Annotated in this window: 22 protein-coding genes; 11 read left to right on the top strand and 11 right to left on the bottom strand. The window is 58.3% G+C overall.

Translation table 11 applies throughout. The features are described from left to right. Positions 1-80: 80 nt before the first annotated feature. From L3X40_RS01245 to L3X40_RS01220, 6 genes are all read right to left on the bottom strand, one after another. Positions 81-1,022, bottom strand: a complete 942-nt coding sequence (locus L3X40_RS01245) for a fatty acid desaturase (RefSeq protein ID WP_237363985.1) — start codon at positions 1,020-1,022, stop codon at positions 81-83. Beyond that, a complete protein-coding gene (locus L3X40_RS01240; protein WP_237363983.1) occupies positions 1,019-1,213 on the bottom strand; it encodes a hypothetical protein in 195 nt (64 codons plus the stop codon). Before L3X40_RS01240 ends, L3X40_RS01245 begins: the two co-directional genes overlap by 4 nt. Positions 1,214-1,309: 96 nt before the next feature. Continuing rightward, positions 1,310-1,882, bottom strand: coding sequence for a GNAT family N-acetyltransferase (locus L3X40_RS01235; RefSeq protein WP_237363981.1), 573 nt, complete (start codon positions 1,880-1,882; stop codon positions 1,310-1,312). 213 nt (positions 1,883-2,095) lie between these two features. Continuing rightward, complete coding sequence (gene rpmA, locus L3X40_RS01230; RefSeq protein ID WP_237363979.1) at positions 2,096-2,365, bottom strand: 50S ribosomal protein L27; 270 nt, start codon at positions 2,363-2,365, stop codon at positions 2,096-2,098. Positions 2,366-2,385: 20 nt separating this feature from the next. Further along, on the bottom strand, positions 2,386-2,757 hold the full coding sequence (rplU, locus tag L3X40_RS01225; protein ID WP_237363977.1) for a 50S ribosomal protein L21: 372 nt from the start codon (positions 2,755-2,757) through the stop codon (positions 2,386-2,388). 146 nt (positions 2,758-2,903) lie between these two features. Then, on the bottom strand, positions 2,904-3,851 hold the full coding sequence (locus tag L3X40_RS01220) for an AEC family transporter (protein WP_237363975.1): 948 nt from the start codon (positions 3,849-3,851) through the stop codon (positions 2,904-2,906). Positions 3,852-3,917: 66 nt separating this feature from the next. Between L3X40_RS01220 and L3X40_RS01215 the strand changes: the two genes are divergently transcribed. Continuing rightward, positions 3,918-4,439 (top strand): hypothetical protein, encoded by a 522-nt coding sequence (locus tag L3X40_RS01215; RefSeq protein WP_237363973.1) that lies wholly within the window; start codon positions 3,918-3,920, stop codon positions 4,437-4,439. Positions 4,440-4,450: 11 nt separating this feature from the next. Here the strand turns inward: L3X40_RS01215 and L3X40_RS01210 are convergent, their stop codons facing one another. Together L3X40_RS01210 and L3X40_RS01205 are read right to left on the bottom strand one after the other, a co-directional pair. After that, positions 4,451-4,795, bottom strand: coding sequence for a GntR family transcriptional regulator (locus L3X40_RS01210; protein ID WP_237363970.1), 345 nt, complete (start codon positions 4,793-4,795; stop codon positions 4,451-4,453). 76 nt (positions 4,796-4,871) lie between these two features. Further along, entirely contained in the window at positions 4,872-5,450 is a 579-nt protein-coding gene (locus tag L3X40_RS01205) for a nitroreductase family protein (protein WP_237363968.1), read from the bottom strand. Positions 5,451-5,619: 169 nt separating this feature from the next. On the opposite strand from L3X40_RS01205, the gene L3X40_RS01200 reads away from it, so the two are divergent. The 7 genes from L3X40_RS01200 to folP all read left to right on the top strand — a co-directional run bounded on the left by L3X40_RS01200 (position 5,620) and on the right by folP (position 13,240). Beyond that, entirely contained in the window at positions 5,620-7,206 is a 1,587-nt protein-coding gene (locus tag L3X40_RS01200) for a peptide MFS transporter (protein WP_237363966.1), read from the top strand. Between the two features lie 31 nt (positions 7,207-7,237). Continuing rightward, positions 7,238-7,927, top strand: coding sequence for an NnrU family protein (locus tag L3X40_RS01195; RefSeq protein ID WP_237363963.1), 690 nt, complete (start codon positions 7,238-7,240; stop codon positions 7,925-7,927). Positions 7,928-8,032: 105 nt separating this feature from the next. After that, a complete protein-coding gene (glmM, locus tag L3X40_RS01190; RefSeq protein WP_237363961.1) occupies positions 8,033-9,373 on the top strand; it encodes a phosphoglucosamine mutase in 1,341 nt (446 codons plus the stop codon). Beyond that, positions 9,370-10,122, top strand: coding sequence for a bifunctional hydroxymethylpyrimidine kinase/phosphomethylpyrimidine kinase (thiD, locus tag L3X40_RS01185; protein ID WP_237363959.1), 753 nt, complete (start codon positions 9,370-9,372; stop codon positions 10,120-10,122). The genes glmM and thiD overlap by 4 nt, the downstream gene beginning before the upstream one ends. Further along, a complete protein-coding gene (locus L3X40_RS01180; protein WP_237363957.1) occupies positions 10,115-10,711 on the top strand; it encodes a ribonuclease HII in 597 nt (198 codons plus the stop codon). Before thiD ends, L3X40_RS01180 begins: the two co-directional genes overlap by 8 nt. Positions 10,712-10,924: 213 nt before the next feature. Beyond that, positions 10,925-12,055: a site-specific DNA-methyltransferase gene (locus tag L3X40_RS01175; RefSeq protein WP_272907905.1), complete on the top strand. Its 1,131-nt coding sequence runs from the start codon at positions 10,925-10,927 to the stop codon at positions 12,053-12,055. A 63-nt stretch (positions 12,056-12,118) separates the two neighbouring features. After that, positions 12,119-13,240, top strand: a complete 1,122-nt coding sequence (folP, locus tag L3X40_RS01170) for a dihydropteroate synthase (protein WP_237363955.1) — start codon at positions 12,119-12,121, stop codon at positions 13,238-13,240. A 3-nt stretch (positions 13,241-13,243) separates the two neighbouring features. On the opposite strand, the gene L3X40_RS01165 is transcribed toward folP, so the two are convergent. The 3 genes from L3X40_RS01165 to fmt form a co-directional block, all read right to left on the bottom strand. Beyond that, positions 13,244-13,528 (bottom strand): hypothetical protein, encoded by a 285-nt coding sequence (locus L3X40_RS01165; protein ID WP_237363953.1) that lies wholly within the window; start codon positions 13,526-13,528, stop codon positions 13,244-13,246. 159 nt (positions 13,529-13,687) lie between these two features. Then, positions 13,688-14,431 (bottom strand): tRNA pseudouridine(38-40) synthase TruA, encoded by a 744-nt coding sequence (gene truA / locus L3X40_RS01160; protein WP_237363951.1) that lies wholly within the window; start codon positions 14,429-14,431, stop codon positions 13,688-13,690. Between the two features lie 4 nt (positions 14,432-14,435). Next, complete coding sequence (gene fmt, locus L3X40_RS01155) at positions 14,436-15,353, bottom strand: methionyl-tRNA formyltransferase (protein WP_237363949.1); 918 nt, start codon at positions 15,351-15,353, stop codon at positions 14,436-14,438. Between the two features lie 53 nt (positions 15,354-15,406). Here fmt and recR point away from each other — a divergent pair, with 53 nt between their 5' ends. From recR to rmuC, 3 genes are all read left to right on the top strand, one after another. Continuing rightward, entirely contained in the window at positions 15,407-16,003 is a 597-nt protein-coding gene (recR, locus tag L3X40_RS01150) for a recombination mediator RecR (protein ID WP_237363948.1), read from the top strand. A 54-nt stretch (positions 16,004-16,057) separates the two neighbouring features. After that, entirely contained in the window at positions 16,058-16,594 is a 537-nt protein-coding gene (gene def / locus L3X40_RS01145) for a peptide deformylase (protein WP_237363947.1), read from the top strand. An 83-nt stretch (positions 16,595-16,677) separates the two neighbouring features. Beyond that, entirely contained in the window at positions 16,678-18,048 is a 1,371-nt protein-coding gene (rmuC, locus tag L3X40_RS01140) for a DNA recombination protein RmuC (protein WP_237363946.1), read from the top strand.

Here is an 18,048-nt window from a genome sequence, read left to right as displayed (position 1 = left end):
AGCGGGAGGAATTGCTCGCCACTTTTTCATGTCAGGCGGCTTGTTTGGGATGCAACCATCACCCGCAACCGATTTTGAACCTAAAGTTCGCCCAAATCACAACCGCGCGCGACAAGAATGGGACGCATCTCCCAATAGGCAGCGCGCGTTCGGTGCGTCGGGATATTGGGATAGAGATGGTGGACGATATGGTATTGCATCCCCATCGACGCAATGTGGCCAAGCCTGCTGCGAAAAGCGCGCGTGTTGGTATAGCGCCCCGTTTCAACACGCGGATGATGCGGCGCCCAGCTCAGGTAGAAACGAATATAGCTGAGCGCAATATGTCGTGGCAGCCACCACACAAGCGCGATGACCAGCGGATATCCCGACCAGGCCATGATGAAGAAAAAGGCCATTGAAGCCAGTTGCGCGATGGCCGTGTCCTTTTGTGCCGTTCGGGCGGCCGGACTGTTGAGCTCCGTCAGGACTCGCTTGTAATGGTTGATCGTCCCCGTGCTGCGAGGCTGGCGATTGACGATCGTTTTGATGATCGCATGAAAGGCATTTCTGGCGGCATCCGGATAATCAGGATCACGTTCGGGATCATTGACGTGCATATGATGCTGCAAGTGCATGATCCGGGTCATGCGGTACGGCAAAATCAAGGGAATTGTAGACAGGTGCCCCAGTAGTTCGTTCACCCATCGCAACTTTTCGCCTTCGCGCGCGATGTTCGAATGCTGGGCTTCGTGCGACGGTACATAGCAAACTGTTATCGACAGCGTGGCGATGATGAAAGCCAGCCAGAGCGGGATGATGTCGAACATGGTGAGCGGAAACAGCGCCGCCCAAAGGAAGAAATTGCCCAGCCCAAGAACCACCACGCCCCATAGCCGCCCGCCTACATATTTTTGGGCGATGGCGCGCTCCGCACGCAGCAAAGCCTTGTTATCATGCGCTGGCAGGAGATCGGCTGACGGAGAGCGCTTGTCCCGTGTTGCCGGCCTGCTAAAATGCTCGCGCCCAACTATAGCGTTCACAGCCAGCGCCCTTTCCAGGTTGCATAGGCACCCCATATGCCGCCGAAAAGCAGGCCGAAGGCGGTCGGTGGCAAATTAAAGGGAACTGATGCCCCCATCAGGCCAATAATTGCGATAGTCACCGGCGCAATGAAACCAATCCCGAAAAGGAATGGCATGATGAAAAATACTATCTTCAGTGCTTGTGCCATTTAAGTTCCGGTGGCTGGACTATACCAATGGCTGATCACTAACACCGCAAGGATACTAAATGCCGAAAGACTATGGTTAAGAATTTACGAATTGTATCAGGCCGCCAGCGCGTGGCGGTCCTGATACAGATCGGTCGACAGGTCTGGTCGCATGTCCACAAGCTCATCTTCCTCGAACAGCGCGCAGGAGACATCCTCGCCCCGGCCTTCACTGTGGCACAGGCTGATGCGGCCAGTGGGACGAAAACCGATCTTGCGCAGGACATTGCCAGATGCCGGATTATCAATGGCGTGCCTGGCGTACAGTTTTGGCAGCTTCATGGCGCGGGCGATTTCCACAACCGTCCTGCTCGCTTCTGTCGCAAAGCCGAGGCCCCAATAGGGACGAGCGATCCAATATCCCAGTTCCAGCGCTCCTGTTTTGTCGCGCGTGACGCCGCAACTACCCACAAGGCGGGGTGCGCCCAGCGTTCGGGAGAAGATCAGAAAATTGGGCAGCGTCGATTGATCGGTGCGGGCAATAAATTCCTCTGCGTCCGCCACCTTATATGGCCAAGGCGCACGAGCCAGATTGCGGACGATGGATTCATCGCCGATGGTAGCGGCAAGCGCCGGTGCATCCTCATGCCAGCCGGGCCGGAGTAATAATCTTTCTGTACGGGCGAACATTATGCTCTCTCCTTTGTTCTGTCTGCCACCCTGCCGGATTTCGGTTACGGCTTGGAGACAAGTGTGACCGATCCGGGCGTAATCGCGCCGAAACGTGCCAATCCGAAGAGAGAATAAAAAAGGGAGACCGGGGCGCCCCGTCTCCCTTCAGATCGAATCCGTTTTACCGGATCCCGGGTCGCCCTGGCGGACGACCCTGATTGAATCGTCCGATTATTCTGCGGCTTCCGCCATCATGTCCACATGCACGAATTTGCGGCCAAGCTTGCCCTGGTGGAAAGACACGCGGCCTTCCGTCAGTGCAAAAAGGGTGTGGTCCTTGCCGATACCGACATTACGGCCCGGATAGAATTTCGTTCCGCGCTGACGCACCAGAATGTTGCCGCCGATGACCTCCTGGCCACCAAATTTTTTCACGCCAAGGCGTTTGGACTCTGAATCGCGGCCATTGCGCGAGGAGCCGCCTGCTTTCTTATGTGCCATCTTCTATGCTCCTTATCTGCTCAGGCCGCGCCGACTTCTGCGGCGGGGGCCTCGTCAGCCTTTTTTGCGGCCTTTTTCGGCGCAGCCTTCTTTTCAGCGCCGATGCTCAGGATCCGCAGGATCGTGTGCTGCTGGCGGTGGCCGTTCTTGCGGCGGTAATTATGCCGGCGACGCTTTTTAAAGACGATGACTTTTTCGCCCTTTGCCTGCGCAATGATTTCGGCCGAAACGGTCAGGCCCTTGGTGTCCTTCAGTTCCGTGCCCTCACCGGCGAGCAGAACATCGTCCAGCGCAATTGTCGCACTGGCTTCACCAGCCAGCTTCTCAACTACGATCTTGTCTCCTGCGGCAACACGATATTGCTTGCCGCCCGTGCGCACAACAGCGAACATGGCTTGTCTCTTTATCTTCAAAGCTTAGCGCAAAACACAAGGCCGCAGCCAAATGCCTCCGCGCGGGAAAGCCGGTCCGTTAATGGATTGAGTCCCACCTGTCAACGCTTTTGGCGGGCGCGACGGGATTTTACCGGTCGCCTGTGTCACGGCGTGCTTGGCCCCAGCCATGTCAGCACCGCCGCGATTGTCAGCACGGAAATGGTGGTCGACAATAAAATGGAACCCGAGGTTACTCTACCATCCCGGGCATAGAATTCGGCGACCATGAAAGGGCCGGTGCCCGTAGGTAGAGCGGCCATGACGATAGCCATCAGGGCGATTTCGTGGGGAAGTTGAAATATATAGAGAGCCAGAAATGCCGTCACCGCTGGATGCGCGACAAGCTTGATCGCGGTCAGCGTCTGGACGAACGGGTTTGTCACTGCTTCGCGTAGCGGCCGCGCCGCGAGAAATAATCCTATCGCGACCAACGCAGCCGGGCTTGCCGCACCACCGAGCAGAGAAACAAATACATCCGCTGATTGAGGCAGAGGGATACCCGTCCACCACCAGCCAAAGCCAGCGACCGGTGACATCACGATGGGATTGCGCAGCATCGACTTTCCGACTCTCGCTGCGACGATATGTCCACGCTGGCCGCCATGTTGCGCAATTTCGATCAGAAGGACAGAAGCAGCGAACAGGCACATCAGCGTCAAAGCCGCCGCAATGACGACAAAGGGCCGACTCGCCTCACCAAATAGCAGAAACATCAGCGGAAAGCCGATATAGGCCGAATTCGAATAAGACGCATTCAATCCATCGACGCTCATATCGGCCAGATTGAGACCGCGTACCTTGCCGACGATCAAGCCCATCAGGAAAGCTGCAAAACTGCTGACCACCGATACGGCCACAAAGCCGGGATGCCAGACGGCCCGCCAGTCCGTGGTCGCCACCACATCGAACATCAGGCACGGTAATGCCAGCCAGACCACGAAGCGGTTAAGCTCGCTGCTGGCCGGTTCGCCCAACAGACCTGTTTTGCGGCTTCCATAGCCGGCAAGGATGATCAGGAAGACTGGGAGAATGATCAGGGCGGTGGAGAGCATGGTTGTCCGCCCCTAACCTTTTCCAGTGCGGTTGCCAATGTGCTCCGCCGCGCATAGATGGAGGCTATGAAACTGCGCGCTTATATTCAGATGCTGGCCCTGTTCCTGGCGGGATGCGCTGGTAGCGGCTCTGGCAGTTATCCTTCACTTGCAAAGCGGCCAGTTGAATCCGGGAACGGAGCGAGCGTCAGCGCGCCCGTATCCGAACCTGTCACTGTCGATCCCGCATTGACGCGGGAGGTTGGCGGGCTGATGGATAAAGCACGCTCAGGGGCCGCGGCCTTTGATGCACACGTGCAGAGTGCCAAGCAACAGGTTGCGGCGGCAAAGGGATCGGCGGTTTCAAGCGAGGCCTGGGTGACGGCGCAGGTCGCGATTTCCGATCTGGAGAGCGAACGATATGACAGCGTATTTGCACTTGCCAGTCTGGACACGCTGTATATCAACCGTCTGAATGCGGTCACCGCAAATGCCGCGCACAGCAGTAATACTGAAATCGTTGATCAGGCGCGGGGCGATGCCTTGGCCATAATCGACCGGCAGAATGATATATTGGATGGGCTGAAGGCGCGGTTGGTAAATCCCTGATCGGGCCTGTTTCAGCCGCTCTGATCGGTTGGCAGGTCCTGTATGGTGATTCCGATGCGGCGCATATGTTCAGCGATGGCTGGCCATGTCTGCTGCAGGAAGCGGGTCCGCTCCATATTGTGCAGTCGACGAGTTGCGCCATCCGCAACAAACATGCCAATCCCGCGCCTGACGACCACCAGCCCATCATCCTGAAAGCTTTGATAAGCCTTGGCGACCGTCAGCGGATTGGCGCCCTGTTGGGCGGCGAAGGCGCGGACCGATGGCAACATGTCGCCGTCCTGGTATTCCCCATCGAGAATCGAGGCGGTAATAATCTCACGCAGGCGTAGATAGACAGGTTTGCCTTCACTCATGACTGCATGAGTGACATAATACAGCGAGGCGCGTCAATTATGAAATGAAAACAGCGTTTCTGCCGTTAGTTTGGCACTATCTGTTCCAGTGGGATACCCGTTCATCATAGTCGGGCCGGGGCCTTTCCTCCAGCGCTCGGGAGCGCGTGCCCAGGAACAGGAAGCCAGCAATTTTTTCCGATGCATCGCCAAAGGCATCCCGGACTTCGCTGTTATATGCGGGCCAGCCTGTGAGCCAGCCGCCGCCAAAGCCAAGTGCAGTTGCTGCGTGAAGCAGATTCATGCACGCCGCCCCGACCGACAGTTCCTGTTCCCATTGCGGTATCTTGCTGTTTTCCACTGGCGATGACAGGGCGACGATCAGCGCAGGCGCCTGATGCGCAAATTGCGTCATCGCGTCTATTTCCAACCGTCCGGCGTTCGGTTTTTCGGCGCGATAGGCAGTGGCGAGGATGTCTGCGAGCGTTTCCCGCTGGTCAGGGCCGATGATGACGAACCGCCATGGAGCCAGCTTGCCATGATCGGGGGTGCGCATCGCGGCAGTCAGGATTTGCCGCATCTGGTCGCCGTCCGGGCCGGGCGCAATCAGGTCGCGGGGCTTGGCCGATCGGCGGGTAAGACAATAGCGGATGGGGGAGGAGAAATCATTGAACATGCAATTGGCCTATAAGCCACGGTGTCTCAGGCGGCAAGCATGGCACCGGCCTTGCGCATGCGGCTTGTCTTTGAAACAATGTTCTTTCCAGACGCAATTTTTTGGTTAGTCTGCAGGTCGGTAAGAACAGTCAGGACAGGCTGTAAGAAGCTTTGGGAGTATGGCCTCGATGGCAAGCGGTTTTATGCCGACGGGCAAGGAAGAATCCAGCTTTCTTGGACATCCAACGGGTCTGTTCGTCCTGTTTTTTGCCGAAATGTGGGAGCGTTTTTCCTATTACGGTATGCGGGCGCTGCTGATTTTTTACCTGGTGCAGCACTGGATGTATTCCGATGAACAGGCATCGGTCATATACGGAGCCTATACCGCGCTGGTCTATATTACGCCGGTGATTGGCGGTTATCTGGCGGACCGTTATCTGGGGCAGCGCAAGGCGGTGCTGTTTGGCGCTGTAATCCTGACCTGCGGCCATTTCCTGATGGCGTTCGAAGGTGAGGGAGGACAGGGCAGCGCCGCGATCAATATCTTTTGGCTGGCGTTATCCTTCATCATCGTGGGTTCGGGGTTCCTGAAGGCCAATATCTCCGTAATCGTCGGCCAGCTATATTCCCGCACCGATGTCCGGCGTGACCCGGCTTACACGATTTTCTACATGGGCATCAATCTGGGCGCGGCGCTGGGTGCCATTGTTGCGGGTTATCTGGGGCAGACTTACGGCTGGTCCTATGGTTTTGGTGCGGCGGGATTTGGTATGTTGCTGGGCCTTGTCGTCTTCATGTGGGGCAAGCCCTGTTTGCTTGGACGAGGGGAGGCTCCTGATCCTGCGCGGCTGGCCGCGCCGGTTGCGGGCATAAGGTTCGAATGGCTGCTCTACATATTGAGCCTTGTGTCGATCGGCGTCGTTTGGTGGTTGATCCAGCATCAGGCGCTGGTGGGCAGCTTGCTGGGCGTGGCTGGTGCGATATTAGTGTTTTATGTGCTCTATACGGCCGTGGCAAAGCTGCCCGCGCAGGACCGGGATCGGATATTTGCGGCCATGTTTCTCATCTTTGGCTCCATCCTCTTTTGGGCGTTGTTCGAACAGGCGGGTTCCTCGCTCAATCTCTATACCCACCGGCAGACAGACCGGACGATTCTGGGCATTGATGTGCCCGCGTCAGTATTCCAGTCGATCAATGCTATTTACATTGTAATCCTTGGCCCAATCTTCGCGGTCATGTGGACGGTGCTGGGAAAACGGGGGCTGGAGCCTTCCACGCCCGCCAAATTCGGATTGGGCCTGATCCAGCTTGGCGCAGGGTTCCTGGTGCTGGTGTGGGGCGCTGCGGCGGCAGGGCCTGGCAGTCTGACTCCTGTGGTTTTCATCTTTCTGATTTATCTGCTCCATACCACCGGAGAGCTGTGCCTGTCGCCTGTGGGACTGTCTGCCATGAACCGACTGGCGCCCGCCCATATGGCGAGCCTGATCATGGGCACATGGTTCTTTGCTTCGGCGACCGGCAACTTTTCGGCAGGACTGATCGCTGCGGCGACCGGAGCGGAGGGCGCCGGCCCCGAACGTGTAACCGAAGTCTATAACGTCGTGGGATGGTTCGGGGTCGCAGTCGGTGTCGGTGTGGTCGTGATTTCGCCATTGATTAAAAAACTCATGCACCTCGATACGCTGCGTGACGATGTTGATCACACGATGGCGGGCGAGCAGGAGATTGGCGAACCGGCTGCTGCGGGCGTACACACGGGCGGGGAGACGCGCTGATGTCCGATGCAGTTTCAAAGGCCCGTAAAAGATGAGTCCGATGACCTCTCTGGTCGTTGCATGCGTGGTATTTGTAGGAAGTCATTTCCTCCTTTCCCACCCTTTACGCGCGCCTTTGATTGCGCGGATGGGAAAAGGCTTGTTCCTGGCCTTTTATTCGCTGGTCGCATTGTTGAGTTTGTCATGGATGATCTATGCCTTTCGCGCGACGAACGGCGGCACAGCCTATTGGGCCTCGTCAGATGCCCTTTGGGCAGCGGCCAGCGTAGTCATGCTATTCGCCAGTATATTATTTGCAGGGTCATTGTCGGGCAATCCGGCGTTCCCCGATCCCCGCGCCCGGATGCATGTGACCAAACCAGCCGAAGGGGTGTTCACCATCACCCGCCACCCGATGATGTGGTCGTTCATCCTTTGGGGAATGGTGCATATCGTCCTGATGCCGACCAACGCCAATATCGTCCTGGCGGGCAGCATCATGTTTCTCGCTTTTTTCGGGGCGTTGGCACAGGATCGCAAAAAGGTGCGGCAGTTGGGAACCGGCTGGCAGGGATGGCGCGGACGGACGGCCTTTGTTCCCTTTGGCATGCAATTGAGCGGCAAGGCGGGATGGCGTGACGTTGTTCCCTCTGCGGGAGAATTCACTGTCGGTACGGTCATATGGCTGGGTGCAACCTGGGCGCATGGCGGTGTGGGCGCAGGGATATGGCGCTGGATTTAAGTGAAACGCAGAATGCTCATGCCGGGAATGGATTAGCAGCCAAATTCCGGTATAGCCGCCGCAGGGCAATCATGAGTGATGGCGAATAAAGGCCATGAAGGATTTATGAGCAGGAAGTTTTTCGGGACAGACGGTATCCGCGGCCGCACCAACGCTTGGCCGATGACAGCGGAACTGGCGATGAAGGTCGGCATGGCGGCGGGCGCGCATTTCCAGCGGGGCGCACACCGGCATCGCGTCGTGATTGGCAAGGATACGCGGCTTTCTGGCTATATGGTCGAAAATGCTTTGGTCGCGGGCTTTACCAGTGTGGGCATGGATGTGGTGCAGTTCGGCCCTATTCCGACACCCGCCGTTGCGATGCTGGCGCAAAGCATGCGCGCCGATCTGGGTGTCATGATCTCGGCCAGCCACAATCCCTATTTCGATAACGGACTTAAGCTCTTTGGACCCGATGGTTACAAACTGTCGGACGAGGACGAGTTGAAGATCGAGTCCCTGCTGGAGAGCGATATTCCGCTTGCCAAGTCGCAGGATATCGGACGCGCCCGCCGGGTAGAGGACGCACGAGGGCGCTATATTCATGCGGTGAAGTCCAGCTTTCCCCCTCACCTGCGGCTCGATGGCCTGAAAATCGTGATCGATTGTGCTAACGGCGCGGCCTATCAGGTGGCGCCCTCCGCACTGTGGGAATTGGGCGCGGAGATAGTTGCCATTGGCGTTAGCCCCGATGGCCTCAACATCAATGATGGCTGTGGCTCGACCGCACCCATGTCATGCCAGGAAACGGTCGTGGCGTCCGGTGCGGATATGGGCATCGCGCTGGATGGCGACGCGGACCGCCTGATTGTGGTCGACGAGAAGGGCAAGATTGTTGACGGCGACCAGATCATGGCGCTGATCGGCAGTAGCTGGGCCAGGGCGGGAACACTGCGCGGCGGTGGCCTGGTCTCGACGGTGATGTCCAATCTGGGGTTGGAACGATTCCTGAATGAGCAGGGGATCGATCTTGTCCGCACCAAGGTTGGCGATCGCTATGTGCTCGAACAAATGAAGCAGGGCGGCTATAATGTTGGCGGGGAACAGTCGGGTCACATGATCCTGACCGATTACGCGACTACGGGCGATGGCACCATTGCGGCGTTGCAGGTGCTGGCCGCAGTGGTGGCAAGCGGCAAGCCTGCAAGCGAGGTATTGCATCAGTTCGATCCGGTGCCGCAGCTTTTGAAGAACGTGCGTTATACATCTGGAAAACCATTGGAAAATGCTGCTGTAAAGCATGTGATCGCGGATGCGGAACGGGAACTGGACGGTTGCGGCCGACTGGTGATCCGGCCATCCGGTACGGAGCCTGTCATCCGCGTCATGGCAGAAGGCGATCGTGAGGATCAGGTGCGCGACGTCGTCGACCGTATCTGCACGGCGGTGGAGCAGGCGGCGACTTGAGCGGTATCGCGCGCATATTGGTTATAGCCGGGTCCGACAGCGGCGGCGGTGCGGGGATACAGGCGGACATCAGGACCATCACCACGCTGGGTGGCCATGCGATGACTGCGATCACTGCCATCACGGCGCAAAATACCCTGGGCGTTCAGGGTGTGCATCCGGTGCCGGTGGATATGGTCTTGGCGCAGATTGACAGCGTGGTTGCCGATATCGGCGTGGACGCGGTGAAGATCGGCATGATCGGTTCGGCGGAAACCGCTCAAGCGGTGGCGGCCAGGCTGGAGGCAATGGAGAAGATTCCCATCGTCTTTGATCCTGTCATGGTTGCGACCAGTGGATCGGTTCTGGCCGATGCGGATACTATTGCCGGCTTTGAACAGTTGATGCGGCTTGCTACGGTCGTCACGCCCAATATTCCTGAATTGGCGGCATTGGGCGGCGATGTTATTGCGACTCTTCATGGCTGCGCAGTGTTGGCAAAGGGCGGACACGGCGCAGGTGACGTACTGGTTGACCGGCTATTCGATACAGGTGGTGAAATCGCCCGTTGGGAGGGTAAGCGCATCGACACGCTCCACACCCACGGCACCGGCTGTACGCTGGCGAGCGCCATCGCAGTGGGCTTGGGTCAGGGAATGATGCTGACAGATTCCATTGTGCGAGCGCGTCAATATGTTCGGGCTGCGTTGTTGGCGGCGCCCGGCCTTGGCCACGGTCGCGGACCGATGGGGGTGCCGCGGGATGCCTGATTTCGCGCATGAGGATTTGCACAGCGGCTTCGTTGCAGGGGTCGATGAGGCAGGACGCGGGCCGCTGGCCGGGCCAGTCGTGGCCGCCGCAGTGATCCTTGACCGGCAAGCGGTGCCCGATGGCCTGGACGACAGCAAGAAGCTGACGGCGCGACGGCGGGCGGGTCTGGATGGCGATATTCGCCAGTCAGCCATCGGCTTTGGCATTGGTATTTGCACTGTTGAGGAAATTGACGAACTCAACATTCTGTGGGCAACGATGCGGGCCATGCGCCGTGCGGTGGAAGCGATGGCGCGGGAGTGTGCACATATATTGGTGGACGGCAATCGCTGCCCGGACTGGCGCTGGTCATCGACGGCAGTGGTGGAAGGGGATGCCAAATGCCTGACCATTGCGGCGGCGTCTATATTGGCAAAGGAAGAGCGCGACCGCATGATGGTGAGGGCGGCGCACGACCACCCCCATTATGGCTGGGAACGCAACAAGGGGTATGGCACGCAAGAGCATCTCGATGCCCTGCGTCACCATGGGCCGACAGTGCTTCACCGCCGCAGTTTCGCTCCGGTGGCGCAATTATTGCTCCTCTGAAACGAAAATTGCGCGAAAAAATTCGCTGAGTCCTTGTGGCCACACCCACGACATGTTGAGTCTGATATGGTGTCGCGGACTCTATATGTCGTGGGGACTCGTTTCGTTCTCATGATGTTAACCATTTTGTGAGGCTTGAACCCTAAGCTTTTGAACTTGACGGAAGACTCTCAAGGACTCATCCCTATGGCAACAACAGGGGTCACGAAGAATATGGGTGTCATGGAACGCGTTTCGACGCGCAAGAAAAAGTCGGCTGAAAATCCAGCCGTAGCGATTGAAACCGATCGGCTGATCCGGGGCGATTGTATCAGTGCGATGGCGGCGCTCCCCGATGCGTGCGTGGATATGATCTTCGCCGATCCGCCCTATAACCTTCAGCTTGGCGGCGATCTGTTCCGGCCCGAAGGCGGTCGTGTGGATGCGGTCGACAATGACTGGGACAAATTCGATACCTTGGCCATTTATGACGCCTTTACCAAATCCTGGCTGGAACAGGCGCGGCGCGTATTGAAACCCAACGGCACGATCTGGGTGATCGGCAGCTATCACAATATCTTTCGCGTCGGTGCATCGCTGCAGGATCGAGGTTTCTGGATTCTCAACGATATCATCTGGCGCAAGGCGAACCCGATGCCCAATTTCAAGGGCACGCGCTTTACCAATGCGCATGAAACCCTCATCTGGGCATCGAAGGGAGAGGATGCGCGCTACACCTTCAACTATCGTTCGATGAAGACCTTGAACGACGAGTTGCAGATGCGTTCTGACTGGGTCATGCCGATCTGCGGCGGGCAGGAACGGTTGAAGCGCAATGGCACCAAGGCGCACCCGACGCAAAAGCCTGAAGCGCTCCTATACCGAATTCTGCTGGCCTGCACGAAACCTGGCGACATTGTGCTGGACCCGTTCTTTGGCACTGGCACGACGGGCGCGGTTGCACGCCGCCTCGGCCGGCACTGGATCGGCATTGAAAAGGAAGAAGATTATTGCTCGGTCGCGCTGGAACGGATTGCGGCCTCACTGCCGCTTGACGAATCCGCGCTCACTATCATGCAATCGCCCAAGTCGCAGCCCAAGGTGGCGTTCGGCACGCTGGTGGAGAACGGCTATTTGAAACCCGGAACGCAGCTTTTCGATGTCAAACGGCGCTGGAAAGCCACCGTTCGCGTGGATGGATCGTTGCAGGTGGACGGAGAGTCCGGGTCGATCCACAAGCTGGGCGCTACATTGCAGAATGCGCCGTCCTGTAATGGCTGGACCTTCTGGCATTATGAAGATGCGGGCAAGCTGAAGCCCATCGACGCGTTCCGGCAAACCTACATATTGGCGACCGAACCCTGATGATGTCGATCCCCATACAGGGATGACGATTGCGGTGGGGCAGAGCAGGGATTAGGAAACGCCATGACCTTTGCCCCGCTTTCCGCTCTTGCCGCCGATGCGCGCATATATCTGCGTCCCTGCAATTTCGTTGACTCGCCCGTCGGTCTGGATGGCCGCACGGCGCGGCTGGGGCAGGGTCTGCTCTGGTTCAGCGCTGTTGAACTGACCGCCATGCTGGCTGGCGAGCGCGTGTATCGTGACCTGATAGCGGTCGAACAGTTGGAGGATGCCTTCGACGCACTCCCTAACGCGACGCAGGGTCGATCCATGATGGAGGGCTTTGTCCGCCCGCGTCCACCCTTGACCCTAGGTGAGCGGGTGATCCGTTTTGACGTGCCGCATGTCATGGGCATATTGAATATGACTCCCGACAGCTTTTCTGACGGCGGCAAGCATATGGGCGACCCTGCGGCGGCGGCGGATGCGGGCTTTGCGATGATTGAAGCTGGCGCGGCGATAATCGATGTCGGTGGCGAGTCCACTCGTCCGGGCGCCGAGACCGTATGGGAAGGCGATGAGATCAAGCGCGTCGTCCCCGTCATTGAACGGCTTGCCAAAGGCGGCGTGCCGGTGTCGGTCGACACGCGCAAGGCGGCTGTCATGGAGGCGGCACTGGCGGCGGGGGCGCATATGGTCAACGATGTCAGCGGTTTGCTTCACGATCCGCGCAGCATGGAAGTCGTCGCCAGGGCCGGTTGCCCGGTCGTACTGATGCACGCGCCATCGAGCGGCAATAATCCCCATGCCGGGGCCAGCTATGGCGATGCAGCCATAGACGTTTATAATTGGCTTGCCGAACGCGTGGAGGCATGCGTTGCGGCGGGCATAGCGCGCGATGCGATCCTCATCGATCCCGGCATTGGTTTTGGCAAGGCGCTCCAACACAGTCTTGCCATTTGCAACGCACTCGCCATGTTTCAGGGACTTGGCCTGCCGCTGATCTTCGGCGCCAGTCGCAAACGCGTGATCGGCGCCCTGTCCAACGAGGCCCCTGCAAGCGCACGCCTTGGCGGTTCGGTCACGTTGGCTCACCATGCGATCCAACTGGGCGCTCAAGTCATTCGCGTCCATGATGTTCAGGAAAGCCTGCAAGCCATCCACGTCTGGCGTGGATTGCGCGATGCTGCGATCATGGCCGGATAAGGATCAGGAGGTCAGCCATTTTGCCGCTTCCTCGTCATTGGCAAAGAAAGAGGTGGATGCGATAGACATCAGCCGCTTCATTTGAAGTCTCAGCAGGGCGGATTCAGGTAAAAGCATTCCATAATGCTCGATTTGTGCAGCGTAGTTTTCAATGATCTGCAGCATGCTGTCCAACACGGTTTGCGACTGAATCGAACACTCTCTTAAATCAAGAAGGACCTTATTGGTCGGTGATGAACCGCCAGCCGAAATTGCGCGCTTGCGTAACGCTTCGATGTAACTTTTCATGACATCGTCGTCCCAGAATCCACGAAATATGATTCGAAGAGATCGTGAGCCTGGTCCCGGTACAAACTCAAACTGTTGATTCACCATGGAAAACCCGTCGCCAGTCATCCAAACCATGTAGCGGTTAACTCATCACGCTCCAAGGTGCCCAACAGCGACTCAGCCCGGATAGTCTGCCCGCACGAAATACAGTCCGTCAGGCGGGGCATTCAGGCCGAGTGCTTGCCGATCCTTCGCCTCCAGCGCATGCCGCATATCGTGCGCGCTCCATTTGTCCATGCCGACCAGCGCCAGACAGCCGACCATGGAGCGGACCTGATGATGCAGAAACGATCGGGCGGCGGCCTGGATCAGGATATGCTCGCCGTCCCGTTCGACATCCAGCCGATCGAGGGTCTTGACGGGGCTCTGCGATTGGCACTGGACGGACCGGAACGTCGTAAAGTCGTGATGGCCCACCAATATTTGTGCGGCCTCGTGCATGGCAATATGGTCGAGGTTCGGCCTTATCTGCCATGCCCGACCAGCCTCCAGCGTTAGTGGCGCACGGCGATTGACGATGCGATATTCATAAAAACGGCCAACACACGAAAAACGGGCATGGCAATCGTCGGGTACGATTTCGCAGCCAAGAATCGCCACTGGCTGCGGCCGTAATTTTGCATTCAGACCTTCCATCAGACGGAAAGGCGTGATGGCCTTTGCAATGTCCAGATGCGCCCGCATGGCGAGGCCGTGGACGCCCGCATCGGTACGTCCTGCGGCATGGAGAATGGTGCGCTCGCTTGTGATCGCGAAAACGGCCTCTTCTATGGCCTGCTGCACGCTGGGGCCGTGCGCCTGCCTTTGCCATCCCATGAATGGGCGGCCGTCAAATTCGACGGTGAGGGCGAAGCGGGTCAAATCATCACTCCGTCATCCCCTCGACCATCGTTCCTTCCGCCATCTCATACCCCCGCAGCAATTCGCCGACGCTCATCGCTGCCTTGCCCGCGCGCTGGATCAGGGTGGGGCGAATGGCGTCTTTGCCGCACGCAATGAGCAGACTGTCATCGAGTAATGTGCCGGGTAGGCCGCTGCCATGCTCGATATGGGCCGCGTGTATGCGGAAGCGCTCGCCATGATATTCGAAAAATGCTCCCGGGGCCGGATTGAACCCTCGAATCTGCCGCTCAATGGAATGAGCATCGCGGGTGAAATCGATGCGGGCTTCGGATTTGTCTATCTTGGCGGCATAGGTGACGCCTTCTTCGGGTTGCGGGACAGGAGGCTGGGCGTCCAGATCTTCGAGGACTTCGATCATCAACTCCGCGCCTGCATGGGCCAGTTCGGTAGTCAGCTCTCCCGCCGTTTTATCCTCGATCGGCGTGACATGCTTGGCTCGCATCGGCCCTGTGTCGAGACCTGCCTCCATGTCCATGATCGTCACGCCTGTCACATTGTCGCCCGCCAGTATCGCCCGTTGAATCGGCGCCGCACCCCGCCAGCGGGGGAGGAGTGAAGCATGAACATTGAGGCAACCGCGCTTTGGCGCCGCGAGAACAGCTTTGGGCAGGATCAGGCCATAGGCCGCCACCACCGCGACATCTGCGTTCAGCGCCGCGAAATCGGCCTGCACTTGCGCCTCTTTCAGTGATAGCGGCGTGCGTACCTCCAGTCCCATTGCCTCCGCTCGCTCATGGACCGGCGTGGGACGCAGCGCCTTGCCACGGCCAGCGGGACGGGGCGGCTGGCTGTAGACAGCCACTACGTCATGACCCGCTTCCACCAGTTTTTCGAGCGTCGGCACCGCGAAATCCGGCGTCCCCATGTAGATAATACGCATAAAGCCTCTGAAACGCTTGGCAGGATGGAACGCAAGCCTTTATCTGCTTTGCCATGGCATCACCAGAGATTGAGTCCCTCACCCAAGCATTGTCCAGGCTGCCCGGCCTTGGTCCGCGGTCGGCGCGCCGGGCCGTGCTGTATCTGCTCAAGAAACGGGAAGCGGCGATGGGTCCGCTGCTTCGCGCATTAGAGGCAGTCAATGAAGCGCTGGTGACCTGTTCGACGTGTGGCAATGTCGATACGATCAATCCCTGCTCCATCTGTTCCGATCCGCGCCGGGACGAACGGGCGCTATGCGTGGTGGAGGATGTGGCCGACCTGTGGGCGCTGGACCGCTCACGTCTGTTTCCGGGTCGTTTTCATGTGCTTGGCGGGCGGTTGTCGGCGCTTGAAGGGATACGGCCAGAGGATCTGAGCATTGACGCGCTGATCAATCGGGTTGCCGCTGGCGGTGTCGATGAGGTGGTGCTGGCGATGAATGCGACTCTGGAGGGTCAGACCACGGCCCATTATATCGCGGAGAGGATCGAGCAATATCCGGTTCGCCTGACTCAGCTTGCCCACGGCCTGCCCGTGGGAGGGGAACTGGACTATCTGGACGAAGGCACATTGGCGCAAGCCCTGCGTGCGCGTCGGCCCGTGGGATGATGAAATGCCTCAAATGCGCTTGATATTCGCGCTTTGATTCCATATTTTCACTTCATGGCCATTTTACCCATCATTGAAACGCCGGACCCACGGCTGCGCACGATTTCGACCCCGATTGAGGTGATCGACGACGATTTGCAGCAGCTGATCGATGATATGTTCGAAACCATGTATGACGCGCCCGGCATCGGCCTTGCCGCCATTCAGGTGGGCGTGGCCAAACGGGTGCTGGTCATCGATTTGCAGGAACCGACGGAAGAGGGCGGGGAGCCTGTTCGCAACCCCATGGTCTTTATCAATCCGCAAATATTGGAGGGTTCGGAGGAACATTCCCTCTATCAGGAAGGCTGCCTCTCCGTCCCAGATCAATATGCCGAGGTGGAGCGTCCCGCCGTCATTCGGGCAAGCTGGATGGATCGCAAGGGCGTGATCCATGAAAAGCAGCTTGATAACCTCTTGGCCACCTGCTTGCAGCATGAGATGGATCATCTGGAGGGAATTCTCTTCATTGACCATCTCTCTCGGTTGAAGCGCGACATGGTGCTGAAGAAATTGGCCAAGGCGCGCAAGGACAATGCCAAGGCGGCCTGATCGCCACCCCTGCGACATGGATGCTTGAGCCGTCGGCGATAAGCCGCTAGGTTCCCTTTTCGTTCCCATTCGAAAAGGTTGCCATGACTGACATACTTCCCCTGATATTCGTGGCCATAGCAGCCTTTGCGGGTCTGGCGGTGGGCTGGATTCTGGGTGGGCGAGGGATGGCGCAGGCGCGGACGGACCGCGACGCACTGTCCGAACGGTTCAATGCCGCGATCCGCGATCTGGCAGGAGCCCAGGCGCGGGCGGAGCAGGCCGCGGATTTACAGGCCCGGTTGGATATAGCGGCAGGCGAGCGTGAGGCGGCGCGGCGCGAACTGGCTGCGCTCCAATCGCAGAGCGAGGAGCGCGAACGCGCCTTTGGCGAACAGTTCAAGACTCAACAGGCGCAATTCAGCGAACTGGCACAGAAGATATTGACCGATGTGCAAGGGCAATTTCTCAAGCGCGCGGACGAGCGCTTCCATCAGGCCGGGGAAAAAAGCGAAGCGCAGTTGAAGGCACTGCTGCAACCTGTGGAATCCACGCTCAAACAATATCAGGAGGGATTGCAGCGGGTCGAGAAGGATCGCACGGAAAGCTACGCCGGATTGCGCGAGGCCGTGGATCAGGTACGCATCGGGCAAAGCCAGGTGAAGGATGAGGCGGCGCGATTGGTCAACGCCTTGCGGTCCAGTCCGAAGGCGCGCGGTCGCTGGGGCGAACAGTCACTGCATAACGTGCTGGAACAGGCGGGGCTGAGCCAACATATTGATTATCGTGCTGAAGTTTCTGTCGATAGCGATGATGGGCGGCTGCGGCCCGACGTGATCGTCAGCCTGCCGGGCGGGCGTGAACTGGTTATCGACGCCAAATGTTCGCTCAACGCCTATCTGGATGCATCGGAAGAAGTGGACGATGTGTTGCGCACGGGCCATATGAAAGCGCACGCCGCATCGATCCGCAACCACGCGCAGCAATTGGGCGCAAAGGATTATTGGGCGCGATTTGGCAAGGCGGCGGACTATGTCGTCATGTTCATTCCCGGTGAGCATTTCCTGTCGGCAGCGTTGGAACAGGATGAATCGCTATGGGAATGGGCGTTCGAACGGCGCGTCCTGTTGGCGACGCCAACGAATTTGGTTGCGATCTGCCGTACTGTCGCCAGCGTATGGCGGCAGGAAAAGCTGGCTGAGGAAGCGCAGGCAATCGGTCTGATGGGCAAGGAATTATATGAACGGCTTATAGTGGCGGCCGGGCATCTCAAGAAGCTGGGCAATGGCCTCAACAGTGCGGTCAATCACTATAATAGTTTTGTTTCCAGCTTCGAAGGGCGCGTGCTGGTGACGGGACGCAAGTTCCGCGACATGAACATCGAGACCGGGTCGCGGGAGATTGAGCAAGTGGAAGGCGTAGATGTGCTTGCACGCGAACCGCAGGTGGAGGCATTGCCTGGACCTGCGGAATAA

This window comes from Rhizorhapis sp. SPR117 (assembly GCF_021742065.1).
Note: the sequence above shows the minus strand (reverse complement) of the source record. Positions and strands in the feature narration are given on the sequence as shown.

What these genes read in the sequence shown, in the direction of transcription:
- L3X40_RS01240 (WP_237363983.1), bottom strand. Translation starts at nt 1,213, where the DNA reads ATGGCACAAGCACTGAAGATAGTATTTTTCATCATGCCATTCCTTTTC.
- L3X40_RS01235 (WP_237363981.1), bottom strand. Translation starts at nt 1,882, where the DNA reads ATGTTCGCCCGTACAGAAAGATTATTACTCCGGCCCGGCTGGCATGAG.
- rpmA (WP_237363979.1), bottom strand. Translation starts at nt 2,365, where the DNA reads ATGGCACATAAGAAAGCAGGCGGCTCCTCGCGCAATGGCCGCGATTCA.
- rplU (WP_237363977.1), bottom strand. Translation starts at nt 2,757, where the DNA reads ATGTTCGCTGTTGTGCGCACGGGCGGCAAGCAATATCGTGTTGCCGCA.
- L3X40_RS01220 (WP_237363975.1), bottom strand. Translation starts at nt 3,851, where the DNA reads ATGCTCTCCACCGCCCTGATCATTCTCCCAGTCTTCCTGATCATCCTT.
- L3X40_RS01215 (WP_237363973.1), top strand. Translation starts at nt 3,918, where the DNA reads ATGAAACTGCGCGCTTATATTCAGATGCTGGCCCTGTTCCTGGCGGGA.
- L3X40_RS01210 (WP_237363970.1), bottom strand. Translation starts at nt 4,795, where the DNA reads ATGAGTGAAGGCAAACCTGTCTATCTACGCCTGCGTGAGATTATTACC.
- L3X40_RS01205 (WP_237363968.1), bottom strand. Translation starts at nt 5,450, where the DNA reads ATGTTCAATGATTTCTCCTCCCCCATCCGCTATTGTCTTACCCGCCGA.
- L3X40_RS01200 (WP_237363966.1), top strand. Translation starts at nt 5,620, where the DNA reads ATGGCAAGCGGTTTTATGCCGACGGGCAAGGAAGAATCCAGCTTTCTT.
- L3X40_RS01195 (WP_237363963.1), top strand. Translation starts at nt 7,238, where the DNA reads ATGAGTCCGATGACCTCTCTGGTCGTTGCATGCGTGGTATTTGTAGGA.
- glmM (WP_237363961.1), top strand. Translation starts at nt 8,033, where the DNA reads ATGAGCAGGAAGTTTTTCGGGACAGACGGTATCCGCGGCCGCACCAAC.
- L3X40_RS01180 (WP_237363957.1), top strand. Translation starts at nt 10,115, where the DNA reads ATGCCTGATTTCGCGCATGAGGATTTGCACAGCGGCTTCGTTGCAGGG.
- L3X40_RS01175 (WP_272907905.1), top strand. Translation starts at nt 10,925, where the DNA reads ATGGGTGTCATGGAACGCGTTTCGACGCGCAAGAAAAAGTCGGCTGAA.
- folP (WP_237363955.1), top strand. Translation starts at nt 12,119, where the DNA reads ATGACCTTTGCCCCGCTTTCCGCTCTTGCCGCCGATGCGCGCATATAT.
- L3X40_RS01165 (WP_237363953.1), bottom strand. Translation starts at nt 13,528, where the DNA reads ATGAAAAGTTACATCGAAGCGTTACGCAAGCGCGCAATTTCGGCTGGC.
- fmt (WP_237363949.1), bottom strand. Translation starts at nt 15,353, where the DNA reads ATGCGTATTATCTACATGGGGACGCCGGATTTCGCGGTGCCGACGCTC.
- recR (WP_237363948.1), top strand. Translation starts at nt 15,407, where the DNA reads ATGGCATCACCAGAGATTGAGTCCCTCACCCAAGCATTGTCCAGGCTG.
- def (WP_237363947.1), top strand. Translation starts at nt 16,058, where the DNA reads ATGGCCATTTTACCCATCATTGAAACGCCGGACCCACGGCTGCGCACG.
- rmuC (WP_237363946.1), top strand. Translation starts at nt 16,678, where the DNA reads ATGACTGACATACTTCCCCTGATATTCGTGGCCATAGCAGCCTTTGCG.